This window comes from Halobacillus litoralis (assembly GCF_020524085.2).
Classification (GTDB): Bacteria; Bacillota; Bacilli; order Bacillales; family Halobacillaceae; genus Halobacillus; species Halobacillus litoralis_E.
Genome location: NZ_CP129016.1, coordinates 3,368,568 through 3,392,582, shown reverse-complemented (window position 1 = coordinate 3,392,582; position 24,015 = coordinate 3,368,568). Strand labels below are relative to the sequence as shown.

General features: G+C 45.6%; 25 protein-coding genes, 1 pseudogene and 1 other annotated feature. Of the genes and pseudogenes, 22 read left to right on the top strand and 4 right to left on the bottom strand.

Annotated features, from left to right (window positions below; genetic code table 11):
* Window positions 1-116: 116 nt before the first annotated feature.
* The 11 genes from LC065_RS17355 (at window position 117) to LC065_RS17305 (ending at window position 12,502) form a co-directional block, all read left to right on the top strand.
* On the top strand, window positions 117-3,284 hold the full coding sequence (locus LC065_RS17355; protein ID WP_226588668.1) for a glycoside hydrolase family 113 protein: 3,168 nt from the start codon (window positions 117-119) through the stop codon (window positions 3,282-3,284).
* A gap of 103 nt (window positions 3,285-3,387) precedes the next feature.
* Complete coding sequence (locus tag LC065_RS17350) at window positions 3,388-3,741, top strand: DUF2200 domain-containing protein (RefSeq protein ID WP_226588670.1); 354 nt, start codon at window positions 3,388-3,390, stop codon at window positions 3,739-3,741.
* Window positions 3,742-3,912: 171 nt separating this feature from the next.
* Complete coding sequence (locus LC065_RS17345; protein WP_226588673.1) at window positions 3,913-5,457, top strand: bifunctional metallophosphatase/5'-nucleotidase; 1,545 nt, start codon at window positions 3,913-3,915, stop codon at window positions 5,455-5,457.
* 265 nt (window positions 5,458-5,722) lie between these two features.
* Window positions 5,723-6,196 (top strand): GNAT family N-acetyltransferase, encoded by a 474-nt coding sequence (locus LC065_RS17340; RefSeq protein ID WP_226588676.1) that lies wholly within the window; start codon window positions 5,723-5,725, stop codon window positions 6,194-6,196.
* Between the two features lie 409 nt (window positions 6,197-6,605).
* Window positions 6,606-7,391, top strand: coding sequence for an SRPBCC domain-containing protein (locus LC065_RS17335; RefSeq protein WP_226588679.1), 786 nt, complete (start codon window positions 6,606-6,608; stop codon window positions 7,389-7,391).
* Between the two features lie 355 nt (window positions 7,392-7,746).
* Window positions 7,747-9,108 (top strand): DUF2254 domain-containing protein, encoded by a 1,362-nt coding sequence (locus tag LC065_RS17330; RefSeq protein ID WP_226588681.1) that lies wholly within the window; start codon window positions 7,747-7,749, stop codon window positions 9,106-9,108.
* A gap of 89 nt (window positions 9,109-9,197) precedes the next feature.
* A complete protein-coding gene (locus LC065_RS17325; RefSeq protein ID WP_226588683.1) occupies window positions 9,198-9,569 on the top strand; it encodes a VOC family protein in 372 nt (123 codons plus the stop codon).
* A 59-nt stretch (window positions 9,570-9,628) separates the two neighbouring features.
* Window positions 9,629-9,872 (top strand) — a binding site (T-box leader).
* Between the two features lie 63 nt (window positions 9,873-9,935).
* Window positions 9,936-11,147 (top strand): MFS transporter, encoded by a 1,212-nt coding sequence (locus LC065_RS17320; protein WP_306163592.1) that lies wholly within the window; start codon window positions 9,936-9,938, stop codon window positions 11,145-11,147.
* Between the two features lie 92 nt (window positions 11,148-11,239).
* Window positions 11,240-11,719 (top strand): VanZ family protein, encoded by a 480-nt coding sequence (locus tag LC065_RS17315; RefSeq protein ID WP_226588686.1) that lies wholly within the window; start codon window positions 11,240-11,242, stop codon window positions 11,717-11,719.
* The gene (locus tag LC065_RS17310; RefSeq protein ID WP_226588688.1) at window positions 11,712-12,263 is read left to right on the top strand and encodes an AAA family ATPase; all 552 of its coding nucleotides are present in this window, start codon (window positions 11,712-11,714) and stop codon (window positions 12,261-12,263) included. Before LC065_RS17315 ends, LC065_RS17310 begins: the two co-directional genes overlap by 8 nt.
* 50 nt (window positions 12,264-12,313) lie before the next feature.
* Window positions 12,314-12,502 carry a hypothetical protein gene (locus tag LC065_RS17305; protein WP_089651021.1) on the top strand — a complete coding sequence of 63 codons (189 nt, stop codon included), beginning with the start codon at window positions 12,314-12,316 and terminating at the stop codon, window positions 12,500-12,502.
* A 74-nt stretch (window positions 12,503-12,576) separates the two neighbouring features.
* On the opposite strand, the gene LC065_RS17300 is transcribed toward LC065_RS17305, so the two are convergent.
* The gene (locus LC065_RS17300) at window positions 12,577-13,596 is read right to left on the bottom strand and encodes a PDDEXK family nuclease (RefSeq protein ID WP_226588690.1); all 1,020 of its coding nucleotides are present in this window, start codon (window positions 13,594-13,596) and stop codon (window positions 12,577-12,579) included.
* A 210-nt stretch (window positions 13,597-13,806) separates the two neighbouring features.
* Between LC065_RS17300 and LC065_RS17295 the strand changes: the two genes are divergently transcribed.
* Together LC065_RS17295 and LC065_RS17290 are read left to right on the top strand one after the other, a co-directional pair.
* Window positions 13,807-14,034 carry a hypothetical protein gene (locus LC065_RS17295; RefSeq protein ID WP_226588692.1) on the top strand — a complete coding sequence of 76 codons (228 nt, stop codon included), beginning with the start codon at window positions 13,807-13,809 and terminating at the stop codon, window positions 14,032-14,034.
* Between the two features lie 56 nt (window positions 14,035-14,090).
* Window positions 14,091-14,633 carry a TetR/AcrR family transcriptional regulator gene (locus LC065_RS17290; RefSeq protein WP_226588695.1) on the top strand — a complete coding sequence of 181 codons (543 nt, stop codon included), beginning with the start codon at window positions 14,091-14,093 and terminating at the stop codon, window positions 14,631-14,633.
* A 58-nt stretch (window positions 14,634-14,691) separates the two neighbouring features.
* On the opposite strand, the gene LC065_RS17285 is transcribed toward LC065_RS17290, so the two are convergent.
* The 3 genes and pseudogenes from LC065_RS17285 to LC065_RS17275 form a co-directional block, all read right to left on the bottom strand.
* A complete protein-coding gene (locus tag LC065_RS17285) occupies window positions 14,692-15,093 on the bottom strand; it encodes a carboxymuconolactone decarboxylase family protein (protein WP_226588697.1) in 402 nt (133 codons plus the stop codon).
* Between the two features lie 16 nt (window positions 15,094-15,109).
* Entirely contained in the window at window positions 15,110-16,270 is a 1,161-nt protein-coding gene (locus LC065_RS17280; RefSeq protein ID WP_306163960.1) for a BCCT family transporter, read from the bottom strand.
* Window positions 16,271-16,368: 98 nt separating this feature from the next.
* Window positions 16,369-16,641 (bottom strand): annotated as a pseudogene (locus tag LC065_RS17275) (BCCT family transporter); the annotation flags it as partial.
* A 379-nt stretch (window positions 16,642-17,020) separates the two neighbouring features.
* Here LC065_RS17275 and LC065_RS17270 point away from each other — a divergent pair.
* From LC065_RS17270 to qoxA, 9 genes are all read left to right on the top strand, one after another.
* Window positions 17,021-17,911, top strand: a complete 891-nt coding sequence (locus LC065_RS17270) for a beta-keto acid cleavage family enzyme (protein ID WP_226588701.1) — start codon at window positions 17,021-17,023, stop codon at window positions 17,909-17,911.
* Between the two features lie 2 nt (window positions 17,912-17,913).
* Window positions 17,914-18,867: a 3-hydroxyacyl-CoA dehydrogenase NAD-binding domain-containing protein gene (locus tag LC065_RS17265; RefSeq protein WP_306163591.1), complete on the top strand. Its 954-nt coding sequence runs from the start codon at window positions 17,914-17,916 to the stop codon at window positions 18,865-18,867.
* Between the two features lie 13 nt (window positions 18,868-18,880).
* On the top strand, window positions 18,881-19,348 hold the full coding sequence (locus tag LC065_RS17260; protein WP_226588705.1) for a thioesterase family protein: 468 nt from the start codon (window positions 18,881-18,883) through the stop codon (window positions 19,346-19,348).
* 144 nt (window positions 19,349-19,492) lie between these two features.
* On the top strand, window positions 19,493-20,029 hold the full coding sequence (locus LC065_RS17255) for a GNAT family N-acetyltransferase (RefSeq protein WP_226588707.1): 537 nt from the start codon (window positions 19,493-19,495) through the stop codon (window positions 20,027-20,029).
* Between the two features lie 13 nt (window positions 20,030-20,042).
* Window positions 20,043-20,543, top strand: coding sequence for a DUF4188 domain-containing protein (locus LC065_RS17250; protein ID WP_226588710.1), 501 nt, complete (start codon window positions 20,043-20,045; stop codon window positions 20,541-20,543).
* Between the two features lie 45 nt (window positions 20,544-20,588).
* On the top strand, window positions 20,589-21,011 hold the full coding sequence (locus tag LC065_RS17245; RefSeq protein WP_226588712.1) for a GNAT family N-acetyltransferase: 423 nt from the start codon (window positions 20,589-20,591) through the stop codon (window positions 21,009-21,011).
* 40 nt (window positions 21,012-21,051) lie between these two features.
* The gene (locus LC065_RS17240) at window positions 21,052-21,492 is read left to right on the top strand and encodes a GyrI-like domain-containing protein (protein ID WP_226588714.1); all 441 of its coding nucleotides are present in this window, start codon (window positions 21,052-21,054) and stop codon (window positions 21,490-21,492) included.
* A gap of 101 nt (window positions 21,493-21,593) precedes the next feature.
* Window positions 21,594-22,628 carry a zinc-binding dehydrogenase gene (locus tag LC065_RS17235; protein WP_226588717.1) on the top strand — a complete coding sequence of 345 codons (1,035 nt, stop codon included), beginning with the start codon at window positions 21,594-21,596 and terminating at the stop codon, window positions 22,626-22,628.
* A 432-nt stretch (window positions 22,629-23,060) separates the two neighbouring features.
* Window positions 23,061-24,008: a cytochrome aa3 quinol oxidase subunit II gene (gene qoxA, locus LC065_RS17230; RefSeq protein WP_226588720.1), complete on the top strand. Its 948-nt coding sequence runs from the start codon at window positions 23,061-23,063 to the stop codon at window positions 24,006-24,008.
* Window positions 24,009-24,015: the final 7 nt, after the last annotated feature.

Here is a 24,015-nt window from a genome sequence, read left to right as displayed (position 1 = left end):
TATGGCAGGATCCCCTAATCAAACAGACGAAAAGGTGTAAAAGATATTCTTCCTTCTACATATCTATTATAATGAACATAAACTTGGCATCAATTTCCTGTAAGTGGGGGTATTTTATGAAAAAAAATCTATGGATTGTTGTTAGCGTACTTTTTATTTTAGCCTTACCATCGGTCATCTGGTTGTTTTCACCATCCAAATCACTTGATGTCACGATTCTTGATAAAACGGTACCGGATGAAAGCGCTCGTGAACATAAAAGCCTGACATGGCTGTTGAATTATAACAAATACAAGACCAATGAGAAGAAAACCTATGACTCTATGAAATACTACGGTCTAGTTCCCGATGAAGAGGAGCGGACCATTGAAGAAAAACCGCTGCCAGAAGATCTCGGGGATACAGACCTGATTTATGTCGCTGATACATACGGAGTTTATAAGCAAGATCTGCCCTGGGGGGCGGAACCTGATGAAGGACCTCCTGAGTTGATTGATGGAGGCCTTGCGATGGATGAATGGCAGCAGATCAAGCAGCAGGTCGAGTCCAACGGGAAGGATTTGGTCATGGAGTTTAACAGCTTTGTCTCTCCCACAAGTGATGCGGTACGGAACGATGTAACCGACTTTCTGAAGGTGGATTGGCAGGGCTGGATCGGCCGTTATTTTCAAGATTTGATCGAAGGTGGAGAAGTCCCGGAGTGGGTGGTTTCACGTTTTGAAGAAAAGGGAGAGCCTTGGACGTATGAAGGAGAAGGAGTGGTCCTCATCCACGAATTCTCAGGGGAGGTTGTGGTCTTGTCTGTGGAAGAAGGAGACTTGCTGGAGGCAGAGATCCTCGCCATCTTTAATGAAAAAGGGGAAGAACACTTCGACCTCCAACAAAGTACCCCTTATCTTTACTGGTTCGATATCCTTGATCCAGGAGAAGGAGTGGATGTGTTGGCAGAGTACGAAATCCAAACGAGTGGACAGGGGGAAGAAAAGCTTGAGGCTCACGGAATTCCTTCCACATTCCCGGCGGTCACTCATTATGAGGAACAAGGGACACAACGTTATTATTTCTCAGGGGATTTCGCTGATTTGGCCGATGTCCCATCTTTCTATCAGTACCAAGGTTTTGCGAAAGTAAGGGAATGGGTCGCGAAGTTCCAACCGGACTCTGAAGAAAGTTTCTTTTGGAGTACGTACCACCCTATGATGGCAACTATTCTTTCCTCTGTTGGAAAGGAAGAGCAGACGGCTCCTGTATCTGTCCCTCAAGCGGTGAAGGAAGATACCAAGCATCCGTCCCGTGTCCATGATCAGAAAATCGAAGTTTTCCAGGACAACGAGTGGCAGTCACTGACAGTCAAAGGCGTCAATATCGGGATGGGTAAGCCTGGGTATTTTCCAGGAGAAGCGGCGATTGAGAAAGAAGAATACGCCCGCTGGTTTGAAGAGATCGGTGCGATGAACGCAAACGCCATCCGTGTGTACACGCTTCACCCGCCCGGCTTTTATGAAGCCTTGGCGGAATACAATGCACAGGCGGAACAGCCGCTTTATGTATTTCATGGCGTTTGGATCGATGAAGGACCTTTAGAGGAAACAGAAGATGCTTTTGATGAAGACATCACAGCAGCGTTTCAGGAGGAAATGAAAAAGATCGTGGACGTCATCCATGGCGAAGCAAAAATCCCGGCACAAACCGGGCATGCGTCCGGCCTATACACAAAGGACATCTCTCCTTATGTGGTTGGGTGGATCATCGGGATCGAATGGTATCCATATATGGTCGATCAAATGGAAAAGGATTACCCAGATCTTGGTGACTATGATGGCACTTACACGAGGACAGAAGGCGGAAGTCCAATGGAATACTGGCTGGCAGAGCAGATGGATGTCCTCACCAGTTATGAAATCGATGAGTATCAAAGCATGCGTCCGTTGAGCTTCACCAACTGGGTCACGACGGACAACCTGGATCAGCCGGCGGAGCCGTTGGAACAGGAGGATCTTGCCAGTATCGACCCGAATCATATCTTTCCAAAAGGGAAGGCGGAAGCCGTAGGGATGTTCGCTTCCTATCACGTTTATCCGTACTACCCGGATTTTCTCAATATGGAGGAATCCTATACGGAATTTGAGGATCACCGAGGGGAAAAGAACAACTATGCCGGATATTTGAAGGATCTTCACGCCTCGCACGAACTTCCGATTTTAATTGCGGAATTCGGCATTCCAGCTTCGAGAGGGAAGACGCACGAAAATCCGTTTGGCTGGAACCAGGGCTTTATTTCAGAGAAAGAACAAGGGAGAATCGTCAAACGGTTATATGAAGATATCTTACATGAAGAGCTGCTCGGAGGCCTTGTATTCAGCTGGCAGGATGAGTGGTTCAAACGGACGTGGAATACGATGGATTATGACAATCCTGACCGCAGACCTTACTGGTCCAATGCGCAGACCAATGAACAGCAGTTCGGACTCTTAAGCTTCGATCGTCTGAAAGTAAAAGTCGATGGGAAGGACGATTGGGAAGAAGGAGAAACCCTCTACGAAGATGGAGAAGGGGATTTACAGTCTTTGGAGGCGGACCATGATGAACGGTACCTTTATCTCAAAGCGAAAGTCGGCACGGAAGGTTTTTGGAAAGAGAAAGAAGTTCAATTCCATATCAGCGTGCGACCTGACAAAGGGATTCAATTGGAGGATCAAAAACTCGCTTCAGATTTCCGGGTGACCATTCCAGGGAAAGAAGACGCGAAGATCGAAGTAGCGCGCGACTACGATGTGTTTCACTATGATTATGTTGAAAAATTGAAGATGACAGAGGACCCTTATGCGGATGAAGACTTCCATCCCATCCGACTGGCACTCAACAAAGGACTTGTCCGCCCGGATACCGGGGAAGAGTTTCCTTTCGATTCTTACGAGACAGGCGTCCTTCGCTATGGGATAGGAGATCCGGAATCGGAAGACTATGACTCTCTTGCCGATTATTATTACTCGGAGGAAACAGGAATTCTGGAAATCCGCCTCCCGTGGATGCTTTTAAATGCAAAGGATCCTAGTCAAAAGGAGTTTATCGGTGATCTTTACGAGGATGGATTGGATTCATCGATTTCTATAGATGGTTTGGATATCACAGCCGCTGTAACAGAGCAGGGGAAAATCGTGGAGTCGTTCGGTTTTGACAAGCCTGCCCAATACAAGTGGGACAACTGGGATTTACCGTTTTATGAGGAACGGTTGAAGAAATCGTATCCGATCATGAAAGATATTTTTACTACAGTAAAGTGAGCGTGATCTTTTCTTGTAACAAGGTAGCTATATGCGTAGTCAAAGATACTTGGAGTGATATACTTAATCATAGAGATGAAAAACTCAAAAAGGAGGTGAGCTCGTGGCTAAACATAAAATCTATACCATGAGTTTCGCAAGTGTCTATCCCCATTATGTCAACAAGGCGGAAAAAAAGGGACGCACTAAAGAAGAGGTCGATGAAATTATTCGCTGGTTGACAGGCTATGATCAGGGGCAGTTAGAGGAGCTATTGGAAAAGAAGACTGACTTTGAAACATTCTTTGCGGAAGCCCCGGAAATGAACCCTTCACGGACGATGATCAAAGGTGTCATCTGCGGCGTACGGGTGGAAGAAATCGAAGAGCCGTTGATGCAGGAGGTTCGCTATTTGGATAAGCTGATCGATGAGCTGGCCAAGGGGAAAGCGATGGAGAAGATTCTGAGGAAACCCTAATAGAAAACGAGAAACACCGCTTCTATTCTAAAATAAGGAAGCGGTGTTTTTTTGTTCGATGGACAAGAACTCGCTATCATTTATTGGTCTGAGCTTAACAATTATTTATGAAGGCTTAAAGGTCCATTCAATTTCCCTTGCTATGGTGAACGTATAGGGAGGGATAGCCGAATGTTCAATAAAAAGCAGGTCTTGTCATTCATGCTCTTGATTGCGTTTGTTTTTATGTTGGGGTCTGAGAAGCTTTATTCTAAAGAAGACATCGAAGTGCAGCTTCTTGGCGTCAATGATCTGCACGGTCAATTGGATTACGAAGGAACGTACAAAGGAAAGAAAGTCGGGGGTGCTGAATACTTAGCGGCTTATTTGCAGTCTTATGAACAACAGAACCCGAACACCTTCCTCGTCCATGCCGGGGATATGGTCGGAGCGAGCCCTCCCGTTTCCTCTATTTTTCAAGATGAGCCGACAGTAGAATTCATGAATCATTTGGATTTCGACATCGGTACGCTCGGTAACCACGAGTTTGATGAAGGCGTTCAGGAGATGAAGCGGCTTTTGAATGGGGGCCACCATGAAGCAACTGGATACTTTTCCGGGGCCACCACTCCCTATACAACCGCTAATGTCATCGATGAGAACACAGGCAAATCTCTGCTGCCTCCTTTTATTATTAAAAAAGTCCATGGTGTCAACATAGGTTTTATTGGTGTGGTAACTACAGATACGAACGACTTCGTTTTACCTGAAAACTTACAGGGCGTGAAGATCATAGATGAAGTCGATGCGATCAACAACTCAGTCGCACAACTGAAAGATAAAGGCGTCGAGTCGATCGTCGTCCTTGGCCATGTATCGGCGAAATCAAATAAAGAAGGAACGCAGGCCAATCGTGAATTTGTAGACATGGCTTCGGAAATCGATGATGAAGTGGACGTGATGTTCGCTGGTCATAACCATACTTACGCGAACAAAGTCGTGGACGGGAAGTTAATCGTTCAGTCCTACTCCTACGGAAAAGCATTCTCCAAAGTCGATCTCACCATCGACCCGGCGACGAAAGACATCATTCAAAAAGAAGCAGAGATCGTGCATACCTATCATGAAGAAAGGGAGCCCGATCCGCAAACCCAATACTTGTTGAAAAAATATGAAGGGATGCTGCATGAGGGGTACAATGAAGTCCTTACAGAAACGGAAGAAGGGATCTCTCGAAAGAAAGATAAGAACGGGGAATCTCCTCTTGCTCAAATCATTGCCCGGTCTTTAAAAGAAAAGATGAACGCAGATGTGGCATTTGTCCATCACGGAGGAATTCGTAAAAGTATTAAGGAGGGACCGATTCGTGCCATCGACCTTCATACCGTCCTGCCTTTTAAACATTACGGGGTATCTCTTTCCATGACAGGTGAAGAAATCAAAGAAGTGTTAGCGGAACAATGGACGGATAAGAGGACCAACCTCCTGCAGGCAGCCGGTCTGGAATATGATTGGAGAGAAACAAAAGAAGGTATTCATTTATCTAATCTCAAAAATGATCAGGGCAAGCTTTTGAAACCGGAAAAGGAGTACACGGTAGCGGTCAGTCATTATTTAGCTTACGGTGGAGATGGTTTTTCAGGGTTTGGAAAAGGTGAGATCATTAATGAGGGGCCTCTGCTTGTTGATATTTTTAAGGATTTTATGAAAAAGAATGGACTGGAAAATACGAAATAAAGGTTATTATAGTTGTTAAGGTGGGTGATCTCGTAGCAAGAAGGAAACATGCTTTTAACAAGGTTGGTTCCCGTTGTTTGGGTTCCAAGTCTTCCAAAATAGGAGGAGCGATCCTTTTATCAGGAGAATCGCTTCTTTTATTCATGTAAAGGTTGAACCAGGTTAAGGCAGAGGTGGAGGCATTTTGAAAGACATAGTAGTATAGTTCTTGAGGACTTCATAGGTTTATGCCTCTTTTGTCTTACTAACGAAGGGAGATGAAACCATGGACATCAGTTTAAGAGAAATGCATTGGAATGATCTGGATTTTTTCTTTGAATTTCAAAAGGATCGAGAGGCCAACCACATGGCGGCTTTCACCGCAAAAGATCCATATGATCGGGAGAGTTACATAAAACATTGGAGCAAAATCCTTCGTGAAGACAGGATTATTAAAAGGACGATCACAATAAATCATGACGTAGTGGGAAGCGTCATCTGCTTTACACAGTTCGGTGAGTGGGAAGTGACTTACTGGATTGATAAGAAGTATTGGGGAAAAGGGATCGCGAGCCGCGCCCTAAGCGAATTTCTCCAGACGGTTTCGATTCGACCGCTTATAGGAAGAACAGCCAAAGATAACATTGCTTCCCGCAACGTTTTGGAAAAAAACGGATTTCAAATGACGGGGGAGGATAAAGGTTTCGCTAACGCTCGTAGGGAAGAAGTGGAAGAATACATATTCACACTATCTGACTAAGTTTGTTTTCCAATAATGAAAACATAGAGACGGAGGACTCTTCTGATCCCTATGGTGATTACTAATGTAAAGAATAACGAATAGGACCAAGCCCGACCGTTTTTTTTCTGACTACGAATTTGTCGGGGGCTGTCATACGAGAAGAAGAGGAACTTCCAAAAGAGGAAGTTCCTCTTTTATTTATAACCAAAACCATGACCACCGCCTGTGCTTTACGCCAGTATGAATAGAATAGATGGGTCAGGGGCACCATTTATACATGTGGAGGCGTTCGAACGTATCCTGAGACACTCACTTACTCTAAGGTGTCATTGATCTTGGAAAATCCGCTGGTTATTATATATTATTCATGTTACCATATGGTCACATGATAGATTTCCCGACAATTTCTCTATAGAAAGGTTTTATTATGGAAGATAAGCTATCAATTTTATTCAAAGCCTTAGGCCACCCTATTCGAAGGGAGATCCTGGATCTTCTAAAGCATGCCCCCAAAACCACTGGGGATTTGGATGAGTACTTTCCTGATGTTTCCCGTTATGCGATTATGAAACATCTGTCTACATTACAGGAAGCCCATTTGGTTTTAGTACGAAGGCAAGGAAAATATAGGCTGAACTTTTTAAACGCTGTTCCTTTACAGGAAGTGCACAGACGTTGGGTAGGACAATATATGGGTTCGACTGCCCATTCCTTATTGAATGTAAAATCGGCAGTTGAACAGAATGGAGGAGAAAAAGGAATGAAGGCTAATGAACAAGCAACCGTATTTAAAATTGAGCAGGAAGTTGTGATTGAGGGTTCGCGTGAACAAGTGTTCCAGGCATTGACTGAAAATGTTGAGGATTGGTGGGAGTTTCGGATAGCTCCTGAAGGGAAACCATCTAAGCTTTCCTTAGATCCTGTACTTGGAGGGCAGTTTTTAGAGAAGTGGGGAAATGATGAAGGAGCCGTATGGGGAAATGTCTATTATGTGAATGCACCAGAAGAAATTCGCCTGATCGGTCATTTGGGTATGCAAGGAGCAGTGAACAGTGCCTATACGTATCGTCTTAAAGAGGAACACGGCTCGACGACTCTCCAGTTGACTCATACGGCATCTGGTTTGATTGAAGAGGATTGGGAGCAGTCCCATAAAGAAGGGTGGAACCATTTGCTTGGTACCCTACTCAAAAATTATGTTGAACAACGTTGATCATGATTTGGAGGGTCAGAAATCATGATGAATACCCTTACAGAAACGAACATCCATGCTTCCATTGAAAAAGTTTTTTTCTATGTTCGTAAGCAACGGACAATAGGAGAGGTCTATATTCAATGGTAGATTACTCTGGAGAAATTGAGGGTTCCCTTCATATATCACGGGCATTCATAGTTCTAGGTTGATGAGCCCAAGGTTTTTTCGATATTTATCCCTATTTTTGATGGAAACACAAAAAAACAGGTTCACTTCCTTCTTTACAGGGTAGGAATTAGAAGGATTCATAAGTCTTAAGAATAGAATGGGGATTCATATGGGGCTCTTCTACTATATAAAGAAATATTTTAAAATGTCGAGACGCCAGCGGAAAAGTGAATTGAAGTCAACGATATGGTTTATGCCTTTTTGGTATATCGTAGGAGCGGTCGTGTTGTCCGCCTTCACCTTTTACCTTGATTATGTGGTGGATGTCGGTTTATATCTACCTGCGGCGATCGGTTTCAGCGGGCAGACGCTGCAGGTGCTTCTGAGTGCACTGGTCGGAGGGGTCTTGACCTTGAGTGCCTTTACGATTAACTCCCTGCTTGTTGCACTGACGACGTTCAGCGGCCAGTTTTCGTCAAAGATGCTCGTAAACTTTGTCAGTGACCGAGCCACCCAGCACGTCCTCGGGATTTTTAACGGAAGTTTTATTTATGTGTTGTTGAACTTCCTGTACGTGACGCATGAAGAAGAGGAGTATATTGTTGCGACGCCGGTTTTGTCCATCCTCACAGCGATTACAGCTGCGGTGACGTTCATTTATTTCATCAACCATACCACCACCTGGATGCAGGTTCATAACATCAGTTTCAATATGAATGCCAAGTCGAAACAGGTGCAGGCATCTTTGGAAAAAGAATTAAAGCCTTACCACCTGGAGAAAGAGGTGGAGATAGAATCGCTCCCCTCTGAATTAGACGGGAAGGTAATTAAGACCCGCCAATCCGGGTATCTTCAAGTCGCGGACTTTTCGCGATTGATCAAGCAGGCGGAGAGTGACGACATCCTTCTACGCTTCGATGTTAGAATCGGGGAGTTTGTCCTGGAAGGAACACCGCTGCTTACCTATTGGGAATACGGAAACACCATCCATCCCGACATTTACTACAAATCTATAGAAATCGGAGTGAAGCAGACGGAGATTCAAGACCTGGAGTATGGTCTCACCAAGCTCGCGGAGGTAGCGATTAAAGCTTTAGGTCATAATGACCCGCTTACGGTGACGAATACGATGCACCAGATTGCGGATTTATTGAAGAGTATCGGTCAGTCTACAAATTTTTCTCCCTATCTGTTCGACGGGGAAGAGGAACTGCGCATTATTCTGAATCGAAAAGACTTTCGTTACTACCTTCACAAAGGGTTTGCCTCCATTCGTGAATATGCGAACCAGAATTCCGCCGTCATGACAGAACTATTAACGATGGTAGCTCTGCTGAGTAAAACGGTGAATGGCAAGTACCACAATGATTTATGGGAATTTGCCCGTCAGACGATTTTAGGTTTTGACAATGATAGTCTGTATGAAAATGACTGCCTGTATATGTTAGAGCAGTTATCCGAGCTCGCTAAACGTACCGGTCATGAGAAGGATTATCTTTTTCTACTTGAATATATGTTGAAGCGGGTAAGTTCAAAGAGTGCAACAGAAGAATCGGCTTCTCCTTAAAAAGTAAAAGTCCCTGCTGCTTCAGCAGGGTTTTTCCTTTGTGAAAGCGAACATGTTCCATAGAGCAAATGATTAGAGGAGGATTTTCTATGGAACTTGGTGCGTTTTCCGTAAGTTTGACGGTGAAAGATATAATCAAATCGAAAACATTTTATGAAAATTTAGGATTTCAGGCTTTTGGCGGAGATGCTGAGCAAAAGTGGCTCATCATGAAGAATGGGAGCTGTGTCATCGGGTTATTTCAAGGAATGTTCGAGAAAAACATGTTGACGTTCAATCCGGGTTGGAATCAAGAGGCAGAAAATATCGATTCGTTTACCGATGTGCGCGAACTTCAAAAGCAGCTGAAAGAAAAAGGAGTAAACATTCTGTCAGAAGCAGATGAATCAGGTGAAGGGCCGGATAGTTTTACCATAGAAGATCCAGATGGTAATCCTATCCTCATTGATCAACATAGATGAGGCCGTTTAAAAGAAACCCTTTACAAAATTGGATGATTCTTGCATAGTATAGAGAAATGAAAGCGGCAATGACGAGAAGAGTAGGTAAGCAGAAGCCTTCACAGAGAGCTCCGGGTGCTGAAAAGGAGCAGGGCTTCCCTTATTGAACCAAACCTCTGAGCTTCTCATGGGAACCTGATGGGGATCATGGGACGGGAGCTCCCGTTACAGAGACAGGGTATGAACGTACCTGATGAGCTGGGTGTGGCGACACATCTATAAAACTGGGGTGGCACCGCGGATGAAACAGACCTCGCCCCCAAGACTGATCTGTCTTGGGGGTGGGGTTTTTAATTTCTCTAAAACGGTCTGTAGGGAGGTTGAAACATGTTTCGTTCGTGGAAGTATTCGTTTCTATTATTATCAGGGATCGGTCTCTCGAACATCGGAGACTGGATTTATTTAATTGCGTTGAATCTTATCGTGCTTGAAATGACGGGCTCACCGCTGGCTGTCGCTGTTTTGTACTTACTGAAGCCGGCGGCAACGCTCTTGACGAACATATGGGCGGGGTCTTTTGTGGATAGGGTGAATCAGCGGAATCTTATGATTGGCCTTGATGTGGTCAGGGCCATCTTCCTTTTCTTTCTCCCTGCTTTGACCTCGCTTTCAGCGATGTATGTGCTTGTTTTGTTTGTAAACATGGCTGGGTCTGTATTCGAACCTGCATCCATGACGTATGTGACAAAGTTGATTCCAAGGGACCAGCGGAAACGGTTCAATGCACTGAGAAGTTTGATTGATTCGGGAGGGTTTCTGATCGGACCTGCGATTGCGGGCGTACTTTTTATAGTCGGAACGACGGAGTTGGCGATTTACTTTAATGCCTGTACGTTTTTCATTTCAGGGATCATCTCGCTGTTGCTTCCCCGTTTGGAAAAAGAGGTTGGAGTGGAGAATGAATCGTGGTCGGTGGCCTTGCTTAAGAAAGATTGGCACGTTGTTCGGAGGTTTACAAAGCGTCACATGTTGATTATGACGATTTATTTTCTGTTCGGTCTGATGATGGTGATGGCGGCGGCCCCGGATTCATTGGAAGCGGCTTTTTCAAAAGAAGTGCTCGGGCTGACGGATACGACCTATGGTTTTCTTGTCAGTATTGCGGGGGCAGGAATCGCAGTAGGGGCTCTAATCCTTACGTGGTGCGGAAATCATCTCTCGACGAAGACCCTCCTCACTGGGGGCGGAGTGTTGGTAGCATCCGGTTACTTGATCTATGCCTTTTCCGTGAATTTTTCAGGAGCGGCGGTCGGCTTCTTTTTGCTATCGTTTGCGCTTGCTTTTGCAAATACGGGCTTTCATACCTTTTACCAGGAGTATATTCCTGTTGAAGTGATGGGGAGGGTGACGAGCGTGTTCGGTCTGGTCGAAAGTGTGCTCGTCATCCTTGCGACCATCACTATTGGAGCGGCTGCTGAATGGGTTTCGATCAAAGTGGCGGTTGTAGGAGGAGCCTGGCTGATGCTTTTAGTAACGTTAGGGATCGGTTTCGTTAATCGGCTGTGGAAAGAAAAGGAAGTGGATGAAGCGGCGGTGTAGCTCGTGGTTTTTGATAATGGATGGTTTGGTTTGTTACCGCTCGTGGGTATGGATAGGGAATATACAGAAGAAAAAAGTTGGTGGAGGTTCTTATGTCAAAGGTTCAACGCATCATCATGAGTATAGGTTTTATCGCCTATCTCCTGTTTCTCACGTTTTACATGTTTTTTCAATTGCGTGGTTCGGCGGGGATGTCTATGAGTCTAGTGGAATATATACAAAACCGTTCCAATCTGGTTCCGTTCAAAACAATCGGGAATTATATAACAGCCTGGGAGAATGGGACGATGAATACGTGGACGGCTGTGAAGAATCTGCTCGGGAATGTGCTGGTATTCATCCCGATGGGCATTTTCCTGCCTTCTCTGTTTAGAAAACTGAGGCGTATGAGTGCCTTCCTGCTCGCCTTTGTTTTGATCATCCTCTCGGCTGAAGTCGCGCAATTACTCACCCAAAGAGGGAGTTTTGATATCGACGATTTTATTCTGAATCTATTCGGTGCCTGGCTTGGTTTCCTCGTGTGGAAAACATCCTTCGTCCAAAAATGGGTCGGGAGGAGAAGCCATGAATAGATTTGTCGTGATGACTGTGGGGATGACGCACAGCGGAAAGTCGACGTTTGCGAGACTGCTTGAGGAAGCGGTGAAGAATACGGTCGTAATTGACCAGGATGAACATGCGGCATTTTTGAATACTCATTATTCCCGGCTCGTTCCTGGAGATGGTCCGAATGCGATCAAACACAGCATGACGAAAATGATTGTCGATCATGCGATAGTAGAAACGGATCTGCATCTCATCATCTGTAATTCGAACCGGCGTGCAAAGGCAAGGAAAGCGCTGCTGGAAGACTTTAAAAGGAAAGGCTTTTCTACGATTCTTGTAAATTTTGATGTGTCGGACGCCCTCCTTGAAACACGTATAAGAGAAAGCAAGCGGGATTCATCCGTTTTACGCACCGCCTCTTCTTTTGGTGAGGTCCTGCGACGCCAGCAGGAAGAATCATATCATATCCAAGCCCCGTCTGCTGAGGAGGCAGACCACTTTTTTACCATTGAAAAAGAGGGGGAAGTCAGCGACGTGCTTGCAAAGGTTGAAGGTCTTCTATCTTCCTAGTATAAGAATCTCTTATTCTGGCTATGCTTGTGATAGAAAGGATGATGAGCATGCAATACATGGAGAAGACGAACAAAGTGATGGCTGATCTGATTTCAGGCAAACGCCGTCATTTCGGAAATTATTCTTATCATCAGTCGGTGTTTACGGATGGCGTGAAGGAAGTGCCAGAATGGGAAGTGCGCCAGTTTGTGCTCAATTATTTTATGGCGCTTGAGAATGTGAAGAGTCACGCGTGAGTTCAGGGTTAAAAGCCAAAGGTGCACACTTCTCATGTGTACCTTTGGCTTTTTTTTGGCTTTACCTAAAAAAATTAAAGCTTGTAGTAATCTTTTCTAATCTGTTCCAACGTTTTTCCATAGCGAACGACGACAGCTCTCGTGTAGGCATTCACCTTTTTTTTGTGATGGAACATCGCTCCCCATTCATTCAAGGAGTACACTTTGCCGTTCCAAATGACTTCTTTAGGGCCGTGAATATGGGATTTTGTTTCGATCCCTTCTTCATCCGATACATGGTAGATTTCGTCACCAATGTCCACGATCCCGTCCTCTAACATTTGAGGTAATCGAGGAAGGTTGCGGTGTTTTCCTCCCGCTTTTTTATCGGGAGCAGAGGTGAACTCTTTTTTCACAATCTCACTTAGATAATCATCTTCTGAACCGAGGGGAAGCAGTTTATTCACCTTCAGGATGTACTCTTTGTCGTTACTCCCATCAATTAAATGAGGAGCGACTTCAACACAGGAAATATCCACGCCCTGGGACAAAAGCCAGGTGGATGCAGAAAGGACACTTGGTTCGAAACTGGACGCAATCAAAATGATCCGCTGGTTCTGATTGAAGTTGTCCAGGGCATCGTTCTTTTTAAGAAAATCCGTGATTTCTTTTACTCCCGTTTCAACAATCCTGCTTTCATCAACCTCCCCATTTTGTAGTAAAAAACGGCCATACACTTGTTCAACCAGTTCTTCGATGGTTTCCATTTTGGCAAAAGAAGCAGCATACCGAATCGCCTGTGATTCGAAATTATCTCTTCTGGCTTTCATATCCTGCTCATCCCGCTTGATTTCGATAATGACAATGCTTCCGTTGCTATCGAGTCCAACCAGGTCTGTCCGCTTGTTCGCATCATTACGGACTTGTTTACCGATAACTTTCAAGTCCCAATCTTCTTCCAACGTAATCACTTCGATGTGATCTTGAAGGAAGTCTTCTAAAGCTTCCTCGGTTAATCCCAGTTTTTTGTATGTAACTTTAGAAATTTCTTCGGTGCTTTTGGTTATTTTCTTTTTGGCTCCTTCTGTTTCTTCGATATTAAACGTCATCAACATGCAAACCTCTCCTATCCCTGTGTGCGTGCTCTTTTATCCTATCATTTCAAGCTCGTTTTTTTCACATTTTTCCAAAAAAGGACCTAAATTTAACGACATGATTAGAGGGGTGGACTAATACTCATATGAAGAAGAGTTTGATACAATAATCCTGCTGTTTAGTCGTTGTAGGAAAGGTATAGGAAGTGACGGTAGATATGGAAAACGGTCATGATTGGTTTCTTGACTTTAGTAGGGGGCAGCACGTTTCTTTTAGGGATTGGTCACACTCTTGAGTACAAACTGTTCATGTTCTCCTTTTATGAAGAGACAGCGAATGGGGTTACCATGGGTGGTTCCGTCGTTCCTTTTATCCTGGCGATTACCGTCAGCTACATCGTCGGAAATGCATACGAAAAGAAGCGGCAAAGGAATCGATATCGGGCTCACTCAAATTGAAAACCCTTTTGAATACTGATAACATGAAGAAAAATGAACGTAAATGAGGGAAGCACATGCCAAGAGAGTCGAAACGGCAAAAGATTTTGGAAGCAGCCGCACTCATCGTCCGGGAGCAGGGGAGCGATGCGCTCACATTGGACGCTGTCGCTAAACGCGCAGAGGTGAGCAAGGGCGGACTGTTGTATCACTTTTCCACAAAAGAAGCACTTGTAGAAGGTCTCGTTCAGTACATGAACGATGTCTACCGGGAGAATGTGGAAGAATTAGTAGAAAACGATGAGGAGGACACAGGGAAATGGGCACGGTCGTTCATTAACGTCATGCACGATAAAAGTACGGAAAACCGTCCGCTCAGTTCCGGGATGCTCGCTGCTCAAGGGATCAATCCTAAGTTGTTGAAACCTCTGCAGGATACATATGCCGACTGGCAGAACCATATCGAGCATGACGGCCTCGATCAAGTAGATGCGACGATCCTGCGTCTTGCGGTCGATGGGTTATGGCTGTCTGAGATTTTCGGGCTCGGGACTCTGCCGCCGACGCTTAGAAAACAGGTTCTTGAACGATTGAATGAACAAACATATAAACCGAAATAAAAAATCACCAGCTCTTTGTGAGAGCTGGTGATTTTTATTTCGTCTAGCTTATGATGATTTAGGCCAAAGCTTTTTCTGTGCGTTCCTGGAACACTTTCCGTGCCTGAGTTAACGCATTGATAACGGATGGGAAACCAACATACGGGATCAGCTGCATCATGGATTCAATGATTTCTTTTTCCGAAAGGCCGGCATTTAGAGCGGTGTTAATGTGAAGCTCAAGCTGCGGCAGGCTTCCGGAGCCCTGGGTGACAAGGCTTGACAGGACCGTAAGTGCTCGGGATTGTTTGCTTAAATGATCACGGTTGTAGATATCGCCGTAGGCAAACTCAATGATGTACGTTCCGAGATCCGGGGCGATATCTTCCAGTGCTTTCATAAGTTCAAAATGGTTGGTGCCTTTTTGTTCATCTGTATAGGAACGGAGGGTTTCCAGTCCTTTTTCATAACGTGTTTTCATGGTGTGTCTTCCTTTCTTAAGAGGCTTTCCTGTTTTCTTTTTCTTCTTTGGCGCGGTCTTCGTTCACCATTTTGATGAACGACCATCCGAGAATCGGCAGAATGATCAGTAATGGAAAACCGCCCACGATGCTGATCGTCTGCAGGGTCGTCAGTCCGCCCATGTTCATGAAAATCATCGGCAGAATAGATAATGCCAAGGCCCAGAACAGACGGTTCCATTTCAGTGGTTCACCTTCGACGTGTTTTTGCACAACGGATGCAATGACATACGATCCGGAATCATAGGTCGTCGATAAGAAAATCGTAGCGAGCAAAATGAACACGATGATCGCGAGTGTTGCGAGCGGCAGTTCAGTCAAGGTGCCGATGATGGCCGCCGGTGCTCCTTGTTGGTTCAAGGTTTCGATGACCGGATATTGACCACTCAATTCGAGATACATGGAGTAGTTTCCTAAGATTCCGAAGAAAAGGATTGTCCCTAAACTTCCGAATAGGATGGTTCCAAACACGACTTGGCGGATCGTCCGTCCTTTGGAAATCCGGGCGATGAATAGGCCGACAAACGGAGCATAGACAATCCACCATGCCCAGTAGAAGACCGTCCAGCCTTCAGGAAATCCTGTCCGGGTGAAGGAGGCAAGGTCGTTGAATGGTTCAGACCATAAACTCATAAGGAAGAAGTTGTCCATCATCCGGCCGAGCGCTGAAGTCGTCGATTCTGTAATGAATGTCGTCGGTCCGACGGTGAAAATGAAAATCAACAGGATGAACGCGAGCCACAAGTTGATATCACTGAGGACGCGGATCCCTTTTTGTAGACCCGAATAAGCACTTAGCCCGAAAATCATAGTACAGAAAAGCAGAATGATCGATTTCGTCGTCATCGTATCGGGAATGCCAATCAAATTGTTCAGACCAGCTGAAATAATCGGTGCGGAAAGCGCAAGTCCTGTTCCGCCTCCACCTAACAGGCCAAACATGAACAGAATGTCGACAAGGCGTCCGACCCAGCCATCGGTGTATTTTCCGAGGACAGGGCGACAGGCTTCACTGATTTTGAAAACATCGGTTTTCTTAACGAAAAACATGTAGCCGATCGGAAGGGCAGGGATGGCGAACATCGCCCACGCGATCGGTCCCCAGTGGAAGAACCCATATGTGGATGCCCACTGGATCGCTTCATTGGAACCTGCTTCGACGCCGAAGGGAGGTCCCTATGGTAATAGTAGGCCCACTCAATCACGCCCCAATAGAGAATCCCCGTTCCGATCCCGCTTGTGAACAGCATCGCTGCCCAGGAGCTCGTTTTGAATTCCGCTTTCGTTTCGGCGTCTCCGAGCTTGATATCTCCATAGCGGCTTACTCCGACAAACAGTAAGAAGAGCAGCATGATTAATCCGACAGATAAAAATAAGAATCCTAATCGTTGTGTAACGACCTCATTCGCCGCTAGCACAATCTCTTTTCCTTGTTCAGGGAAAATGATCAGAGGCAATGATACGAATAGTAATAAGGCGAGTGCGCCTCCGAACGTTTTCCAGTCCATGAGTTGTTTCTTCATGGCTATTCCTCCTTTATTCAAATGCGGTTGTTTCGTCTGTGACTTTTTAAACTGTACAATCTGGACGGTTTTGTTTCAAAACATGTATAAGGGTGCAAATGGGAGAATATAAAGCCATATTCAAGGAATGATAGGATGGGAAGTTATATTTCACTGATTTTCGTATGTTTTGTGCTTTGTTTATTGTTCATCCATTGTGAAAAGGAAAAATTGCTTGAATGGCTGAGTCGTTGATGTCCCTCATACAGGGGAAGAAAAAAGGTTTTAATGAAAAATCCATAAAAAGCATTTGAAACTAAACAGTCCAGATGGTATAGTTTGTGCTGGTTGATTAAACAAACAAATTCAAAGGAGGACCTTTGGAATGAAAAATAAAGTATTGCTGACATCTGCCGTGACAGGAGCGGGAGATACAATGAAGAAAAATCCACATGTACCTGTAACACCGAAAGAGATCGCAGAATCTGCGATTGAATCGGCAAAAGCAGGCGCGACGGTTGCTCACGTCCATGCCCGTGATCCGAAAACGGGTGGGATCAGTCATAACTTGGAGCACTACCGTGAAATCGTCGATCGCATCCGTGAATCAGAAACGGATGTCATCATTAACATCACGTCCGGAGGCGGCGGTGATTTTATTCCAAGTTTAAATACACCGGCAGCTGGTGGTGATGGGACAGACATCCAAACGCCGGCGGAGCGTCATGAACCGGTTGGAGAACTTTTACCAGAAATGTGCACGCTTGACTGTGGAAGTACGAACTTCGGCAACATGATTTACATGAGCCCGACCGACTGGCTGCGTGATCAGGCGAAATTGATCCAGGAAAGTGGTGTGAAACCGGAGCTTGAATGCTTTGATACCGGGCACATTCGTTTTGCTAATCAATTGGTGGAAGAAGGATTGATCGATGGCGATCCGATGTATCAATTCTGTCTTGGCATTCCGTGGGGAGCAGCCGCTGATGCGGAAACGATGCTTTATATGAAGAACCGTATCCCTGACAATGCGCACTGGTCCGCGTTCGGCATCGGCCGTATGCAAATGCCGATGGCGTCTCAAGCGGCTATGCTTGGCGGAAATGTTCGTGTAGGTCTTGAAGATAACATCTACCTATCTAAAGGTGTGGTGGCCAGAAACGAACAACTTGTCGACAAAGCGGTGACGATGCTTCGTGGCCTTGATCTTGAGCCAATGACGCCGCAGGAAGCACGTGACTATTACAATCTTAGAAATCCACACGGAGGGAAGTAATCATGACTGTACAAAAAATAGCCGTCGTCGGAACAGGAGTCATCGGAAACGGCTGGATCACCCGTATGCTTGCGCAAGGGTATGACGTCGTCGCGACAGATCCAGCAGAAGGAGCAGAAGAGCGCATGCGTCGTGCGGTCGATCAGGCATGGCCTTATGTTGAAGCACTCGGGCTTGCGGAAGGAGCATCCAAAGACCGCTTGACGTTTGAAAAAGAATTGGCGGATGCCGTGAAGGATGCGGACTTTATCCATGAAAACGTACCGGAAGTGGAAGAGTTGAAGCAGACGGTCCTTAAGAACATCGATCAACATGCGAAGTCTGATGCCTTGATCGGATCCAGTACGTCAGGCATCATGCCATCCGAACTGCAGGCGAACTTGGAACATCCGGAACGCGTGGTCGTCGCGCATCCGTTCCACCCGGTGTATATTCTGCCGCTCGTGGAAGTCGTGGCAGGAAAACAGACAACGACGGAGAACGTAGACAAAGCGAAGGCTTTTTATGAAAGCTTGAACATGAGTGTGCTGCTTGTGCGTCATGAGATTGAAGGCCACATTGCCGATCGTCTCATTGAAGCGATTTGGAGAGAATCCCTGCATATCGTCAATGAAGGCATCGCAACGACAGAGGAAGTCGACAAAGCTTTCACCCACGGGGCAGGCATGCGCTATGCGCAGTACGGACCGTTCCTCACGTTCCACCTGGCTGGTGGAGAAGGCGGCATGCGACACATGTTGAAACAGTTCGGCCCGGCTTTGAAAAAGCCATGGACGAAGCTTGAAGCTCCGGAATTAACCGATGAACTTTACGAGAAAGTCGTGACCGGATGTGAAGAGCAGTCGAATGGCATGAGCATGTCTGAACTCGATCAGAACCGTAATGAATTCCTGATCCGTTTGTATGATCTTGTTCAGGAATACTGGCCACAGGAAACAGAAAAAACCAACGTGTAAAGGAGGGGTTTTTGTGTCATCCTTTTCTTACAAACAAAGCGTTCCAAGTGAATGGGTCGATTATAACGGGCATATGAATGATGCTGAATATAATCGTGCGTTCAGCCTTGCTACCGATGCGTTTATTGATTGGATCGGCCTCGATGAGAAGGGGCGTGAGCAGTACCAGTACACGATGTTCACGCTTGAGACGCACACGTGTTATTTGAAAGAGATGCACGAAGGGAAAGCCTTTGAAGTCTCAGCCCGCGTTTTGGATTTTGATGCGAAGCGTATTCATTTGTTTTTGGAAATGCACAATGCTGAAGGGGAAGTTGCTGCGACGCTCGAGGAGATGATGATGGGCATCGACCAGAATGAAGGCCGCCCGGCGCCATTCCCGGAAGAAGTGGCTGCCAATGTGAAAGCAGAGTATGATAAGACATCCGACCAAGAACCACCCAAACAAGTCGGCCGTACAATCGGCATTCGTAGGAAGTGAATATGGGATAATCTGTAAGACCTGGTCACCCAAGAAATGGGTGACCAGGTCTTACTTTTTCTATATCCGATGGTTGTTTACGAGTCATGTTATAATTAAGAGAATATTTAGAATTATATGATGTTGGTAGGGTGTGTGGAGAAGATGGAAGACTGTACATGTGTGGTTCGTGATCTGTCCTATGTAGTAAGAGTCGCTCAAGAAGCGGATGCGCAGGCACTTTCTCAAGTCAGGCTACAGATTGACGGTGAAACCGAATACCTGGACCGAGAACCGGGAGAGGGATACTTAAGTGAGGCCGATTTAGAAGAGCTCATCAATAGGGATAGAGCTAAGCCGAACCGTTTATTCCTTGTCGCTGAATCAAAAGGTGCCATCATCGGCTTCAGCCGATGTGCGGGTAGTGATTTGATTAGGCTCTCCCACCAAGTAGAGTTTGGTGTAGGAGTGTTAAAAGATTATTGGGGATACCGTGTCGGTAAAGAGCTTTTGCAGCAGTCGATCCGCTGGGCTGAAGGAAATGGAATGTTGAAAATAACCCTCCGTGTCCTTGAAACAAACGAGAAAGCGATGGAGATGTATCAGCGTTTTGGATTTGAGGTGGAAGGGGTGCTGAAAAAAGACAAGCGGCTTTCGGATGGGAATTATTATTCGACGATATTGATGGCGCGTTTTACATAAAAGGAGGAAGCGGATGGCTGCTAAAGTATTTCCGGGACGATATACCGCGGAAGCTGATGACGAAGTGATTGTGTTTTTAATTGGGATGAGGGTGAACAAGTGGAGGGCTGTCCATAAATGGCTGCCGGTTTTGCTTGCGATGCCCCCGATGATTCAGGAACTCTATTCACAGAAGGACAATGGATTCTTCTCCGCAGAAAACTTCATCAATCTCAGAACGACATTGATGATCCAATATTGGCGGTCGGAAGACGAGCTTTATGCTTATGCTAAAGCTCCGAAACATTTGAAGGCGTGGAGAAACTTCAATCGAAAAGTGAAGGATAACCCGGCCGTCGGGATTTACCATGAAACGTATAAAGTGAAGGACGGGGCGCATGAAGTCATATACGGAAATATGCCCTTGTTTGGTCTCGCCAAAGCCTACCAGCATGTCCCTGTCCTCCCTCATACAGCTTCAGCTAAACAAAGGTTAAGCAAAAAGGAAGAAGAACGGTTTGTGGATTCCCGTTAATATAGAAGAAACTCGTCTAAATATGAATCGAGGGATGGAGAAATGATGCAGCTGAAATTAACGCGTGAACATCAGAGCGATAACAAAAACAAGATCGACCAAAAATTGTACGAATACAACCTGAAACACTTTCCAGAAGACTTGAGAGGCAGGTATGAGGAAATCCAGCTTTATGTAAAGGATAGAGACGATCATGTACATGGAGGACTGCTTGGTGAAATCTGCTGGAACTGGCTCGAGATTGATACCCTCATGATCGATGAAGAGCTTCGCGGGTCCGGGCATGGATCAAAGCTATTAATGGAAGCGGAACGAATCGCGAGGGAAAAGGCCTGCGATTTTATCAAAGTCGATACCCTCAGTTTTCAAGCGCATGGTTTTTACAAAAAGCATGGATATCGCGAGTTTGGGGTACTGGAACACGTGGGAAGAGATTTCAAGCACTACTATTTAATAAAGGAACTCTAGGCGACTACAAAACGGTTCCTTCAGAACGGAGAGTTTCACCATGCAAACAAACACTCACACCTTTCGAATAGTCGGTATCAAGGGTCACGGTGCTTTTGAAAATTTCGCAACCGAAGTTCCTGAATTTGCGAGACAGCTGTTACATCGGACGAGGGAGATCGAACATCATACCAATATCGAAATCGCTCTCTTTGAGCCAAAATGGGGGGAAGGTCATCTCGAAGGTCATTATTATGTTGGGATTCTGGTAAGAGATAAGCCAAGCCATGTTCCCAAAGGGATGGAGTATTTGGAGGTTTCCGGCACCTATGTGTCGGCAAAAGGGTCCATCGAACACGTAGACCTCCTATATGAGGAAGTGGGGCAGTGGACTGCTGATCAAAATCTTACGCGGAATTGGCTTTCCTATATTGTAGAAACTTATCACCCGACGGAAAATGGGGAAGAGGTCGAGGTGTTTCTGCCAGTGATGGGTTCCTGAATAGATGCTGTGAGCCGATTACTTGATGGAAACGTTGAATAACCTTATGATAAATGTCGCATATTAGTTGAGAAAAGCGAATCGGAAAGAGGTGCCTTGAGATGAAAGCTGTACAAGTGACTGGATACGGTGATGTCGATCAGTTAAAGCTGGTGGATATCCCGACTCCGGAACCGAAAGAAAACGAAGTGCTCGTGCAGGTGAAAGCCTGTGCCATTAACAATACAGAAATCTGGATGAGGGAAGGGGCTTATGGACAAGGCGGCAAATCAGGCTGGCGTCCGGAAGGCGTTCAATTCCCACGTACCCCGGGTTCTGATATTACCGGACAAGTGGTCCAGATCGGCGAACAAGTGGATGAAACGATGATGGGGAAAGACGTCGTTCTGTTTCCATTCACGTCCAGTGGTCCGGATGGACAGGAACACATTTCGGAAGACATGTCCTTCATCGGCTCCGAGTATGATGGAGGGTATGCGGAGTATGTCGTTTGGCCGGCAGAGCTTTGCTTTGATATGCCCCTTGAAGATTACACAGAAAGCTGTGTGTTTTCCGTCAGTGGCATGACAGCCTGGCATATGGTAGAACAAGTGCAGCCGAAACCGGGCGAAACGGTGATGGTCACGGGTGCTAACGGCGGTGTCGGCTCGCTGAACGTGCAAATCGCATCGAAAGTCTTCGGAGCAGACGTCATCGCTCTTGTCGGAGATTTGAGTATGGAAGAGAGAATGAAGGAACTCGGAGCGACACATGTCCTGTCTTATAAATCCGAGAACCTGTCGGATGAAATTTTAGAGGCCAACGGCGGTCCGATTGATACGGTGCTTGACGTTGTCGGAGATGCCTTGTTCTCTACGGCTTTGACCGTGCTTAAAAAAGGCGGGAAATTCTGTACATCCGGTTCTTCCGGCGGTCAAAAGACAGAACTTGATTTCCGTACCCTTTATTTGAAGCACATCACCATGTATGGATCTGTTTTAGGTACACGGGAAGAATTCAAACGGATGTTAAAAGCGATCTCTGAACAAAAAATTCAACCTGTCATCGATCGTACCTTCCCTTTAGAAGAAGCGAAGGAAGCGCAGCAGTATTTCAAGGAATCGGGCAAAAAAGGAAAAATCGTCCTTCTTCCATAAAAGGTGTTTCATCAAAAAAGAGAACCTGTTTCACTTTTACAGTGAATCAGGTTCTTATTTTTTTACCTGAAAGTTGAATTTCCTATAAGCCACGAATGTATGGAAAAGGTTTTGGTTCACCTGCTGGAAGGGAACGGAGATGGGAGAGCTCATCATCCCCGGTTGTTCTTGCTATGTCGACGTTTTAAAAATACCAATCCCTTTCTGAACAAACATCCTATTTTTTATTAAATTGTTAGTAATTTCCTTGAAAGCGTCTATCATGTGGCGGATTTATTAAAAGTTCGTGAACGATGTATGACAAAGTTGTGAACATGTACTTCAAATTCCGCAAAATCTGATATAATCAGTCAAGCCCTGATACGTATAACAGCTCCTAGTTTCCGAGTTTTATACTTATAATTTAACAGATTGATAGGAGGGTTAAGATTCATGAAAGCTAAACATCTCCGAAATAGATGGTTAGGTTTGCTGCCGCTCGGCTTGATTCTTTTCTTAAGCGGGTGCGGGCAGTTGGAAATGACTGTGCTCGATCCCAAAGGGCCGGTCGCTCAAAGTCAATATGACCTGATTGTATACTCCCTTTGGTTCATGCTTGGAATCATTGTTGTCGTGTTTGCTCTATTTGCCTACATGCTCATCAAGTACCGAGAGAACCGACCGGGACGTAAAGAAAGTGACTATGACCCGAATCTGCATGGAAATACGACCATCGAGGTCATCTGGACGATTATTCCTATTATTATTGTTGTCCTATTATCCATACCGACGGTTACGACACTTTTCGATTTGGAAAAGCCTCCGGAGCCCGCTGCCGGTGAAGAGGTGAAAGAGCCGCTTGTTGTTTATGCGACAACCGCGGATTGGAAATGGTTCTTCAGTTATCCGGAGCAGGATATTGAAACCGTGAACTACTTACACATCCCGACCGATCGTCCGATTGAATTCAGACTGTCATCCGCAGATTCGATGTCAGCTTTATGGATTCCGGCACTCGGCGGTCAAAAGTACAACATGGCAGGTATGATGACGAAATTATATCTGCAGGCCGATGAAGAAGGGGTCTACGATGGACGTAACTCGAACTTCAATGGGGAAGGTTTTGCTGCTCAAACGTTCAAGGTCTATGCCGAGAACGAAGAAGAGTTCAATACATGGGCAGATGAAATTAAAAATGAAGCTCCAGAGCTGACAGCAGATCGTTACGATGAGCTGCTTGCACCTGGAATGACCGACGTACAATCTTATTCAAACACACACTTGGATTATGTGAAGCACCATACGAGAGAAGGTATGGGTTACGTCGTTGAAAAGTACCGTGAACAATTCAAAGAGAAGCTTCATTTATATGAAATCGACAAACAAGAAAGCTTCCAATAGAACGTAA

What these genes read in the sequence shown, in the direction of transcription:
- LC065_RS17235 (WP_226588717.1), top strand. Translation starts at nt 21,594, where the DNA reads ATGAAAGCTGTACAAGTGACTGGATACGGTGATGTCGATCAGTTAAAG.
- LC065_RS17330 (WP_226588681.1), top strand. Translation starts at nt 7,747, where the DNA reads ATGTCGAGACGCCAGCGGAAAAGTGAATTGAAGTCAACGATATGGTTT.
- LC065_RS17240 (WP_226588714.1), top strand. Translation starts at nt 21,052, where the DNA reads ATGCAAACAAACACTCACACCTTTCGAATAGTCGGTATCAAGGGTCAC.
- LC065_RS17300 (WP_226588690.1), bottom strand. Translation starts at nt 13,596, where the DNA reads ATGTTGATGACGTTTAATATCGAAGAAACAGAAGGAGCCAAAAAGAAA.
- LC065_RS17310 (WP_226588688.1), top strand. Translation starts at nt 11,712, where the DNA reads ATGAATAGATTTGTCGTGATGACTGTGGGGATGACGCACAGCGGAAAG.
- LC065_RS17335 (WP_226588679.1), top strand. Translation starts at nt 6,606, where the DNA reads ATGGAAGATAAGCTATCAATTTTATTCAAAGCCTTAGGCCACCCTATT.
- LC065_RS17255 (WP_226588707.1), top strand. Translation starts at nt 19,493, where the DNA reads ATGGAAGACTGTACATGTGTGGTTCGTGATCTGTCCTATGTAGTAAGA.
- LC065_RS17320 (WP_306163592.1), top strand. Translation starts at nt 9,936, where the DNA reads ATGTTTCGTTCGTGGAAGTATTCGTTTCTATTATTATCAGGGATCGGT.
- LC065_RS17250 (WP_226588710.1), top strand. Translation starts at nt 20,043, where the DNA reads ATGGCTGCTAAAGTATTTCCGGGACGATATACCGCGGAAGCTGATGAC.
- LC065_RS17295 (WP_226588692.1), top strand. Translation starts at nt 13,807, where the DNA reads ATGATTGGTTTCTTGACTTTAGTAGGGGGCAGCACGTTTCTTTTAGGG.
- LC065_RS17290 (WP_226588695.1), top strand. Translation starts at nt 14,091, where the DNA reads ATGCCAAGAGAGTCGAAACGGCAAAAGATTTTGGAAGCAGCCGCACTC.
- LC065_RS17355 (WP_226588668.1), top strand. Translation starts at nt 117, where the DNA reads ATGAAAAAAAATCTATGGATTGTTGTTAGCGTACTTTTTATTTTAGCC.
- LC065_RS17305 (WP_089651021.1), top strand. Translation starts at nt 12,314, where the DNA reads ATGCAATACATGGAGAAGACGAACAAAGTGATGGCTGATCTGATTTCA.
- LC065_RS17340 (WP_226588676.1), top strand. Translation starts at nt 5,723, where the DNA reads ATGGACATCAGTTTAAGAGAAATGCATTGGAATGATCTGGATTTTTTC.
- qoxA (WP_226588720.1), top strand. Translation starts at nt 23,061, where the DNA reads ATGAAAGCTAAACATCTCCGAAATAGATGGTTAGGTTTGCTGCCGCTC.
- LC065_RS17285 (WP_226588697.1), bottom strand. Translation starts at nt 15,093, where the DNA reads ATGAAAACACGTTATGAAAAAGGACTGGAAACCCTCCGTTCCTATACA.
- LC065_RS17270 (WP_226588701.1), top strand. Translation starts at nt 17,021, where the DNA reads ATGAAAAATAAAGTATTGCTGACATCTGCCGTGACAGGAGCGGGAGAT.
- LC065_RS17315 (WP_226588686.1), top strand. Translation starts at nt 11,240, where the DNA reads ATGTCAAAGGTTCAACGCATCATCATGAGTATAGGTTTTATCGCCTAT.
- LC065_RS17325 (WP_226588683.1), top strand. Translation starts at nt 9,198, where the DNA reads ATGGAACTTGGTGCGTTTTCCGTAAGTTTGACGGTGAAAGATATAATC.
- LC065_RS17345 (WP_226588673.1), top strand. Translation starts at nt 3,913, where the DNA reads ATGTTCAATAAAAAGCAGGTCTTGTCATTCATGCTCTTGATTGCGTTT.
- LC065_RS17245 (WP_226588712.1), top strand. Translation starts at nt 20,589, where the DNA reads ATGCAGCTGAAATTAACGCGTGAACATCAGAGCGATAACAAAAACAAG.
- LC065_RS17265 (WP_306163591.1), top strand. Translation starts at nt 17,914, where the DNA reads ATGACTGTACAAAAAATAGCCGTCGTCGGAACAGGAGTCATCGGAAAC.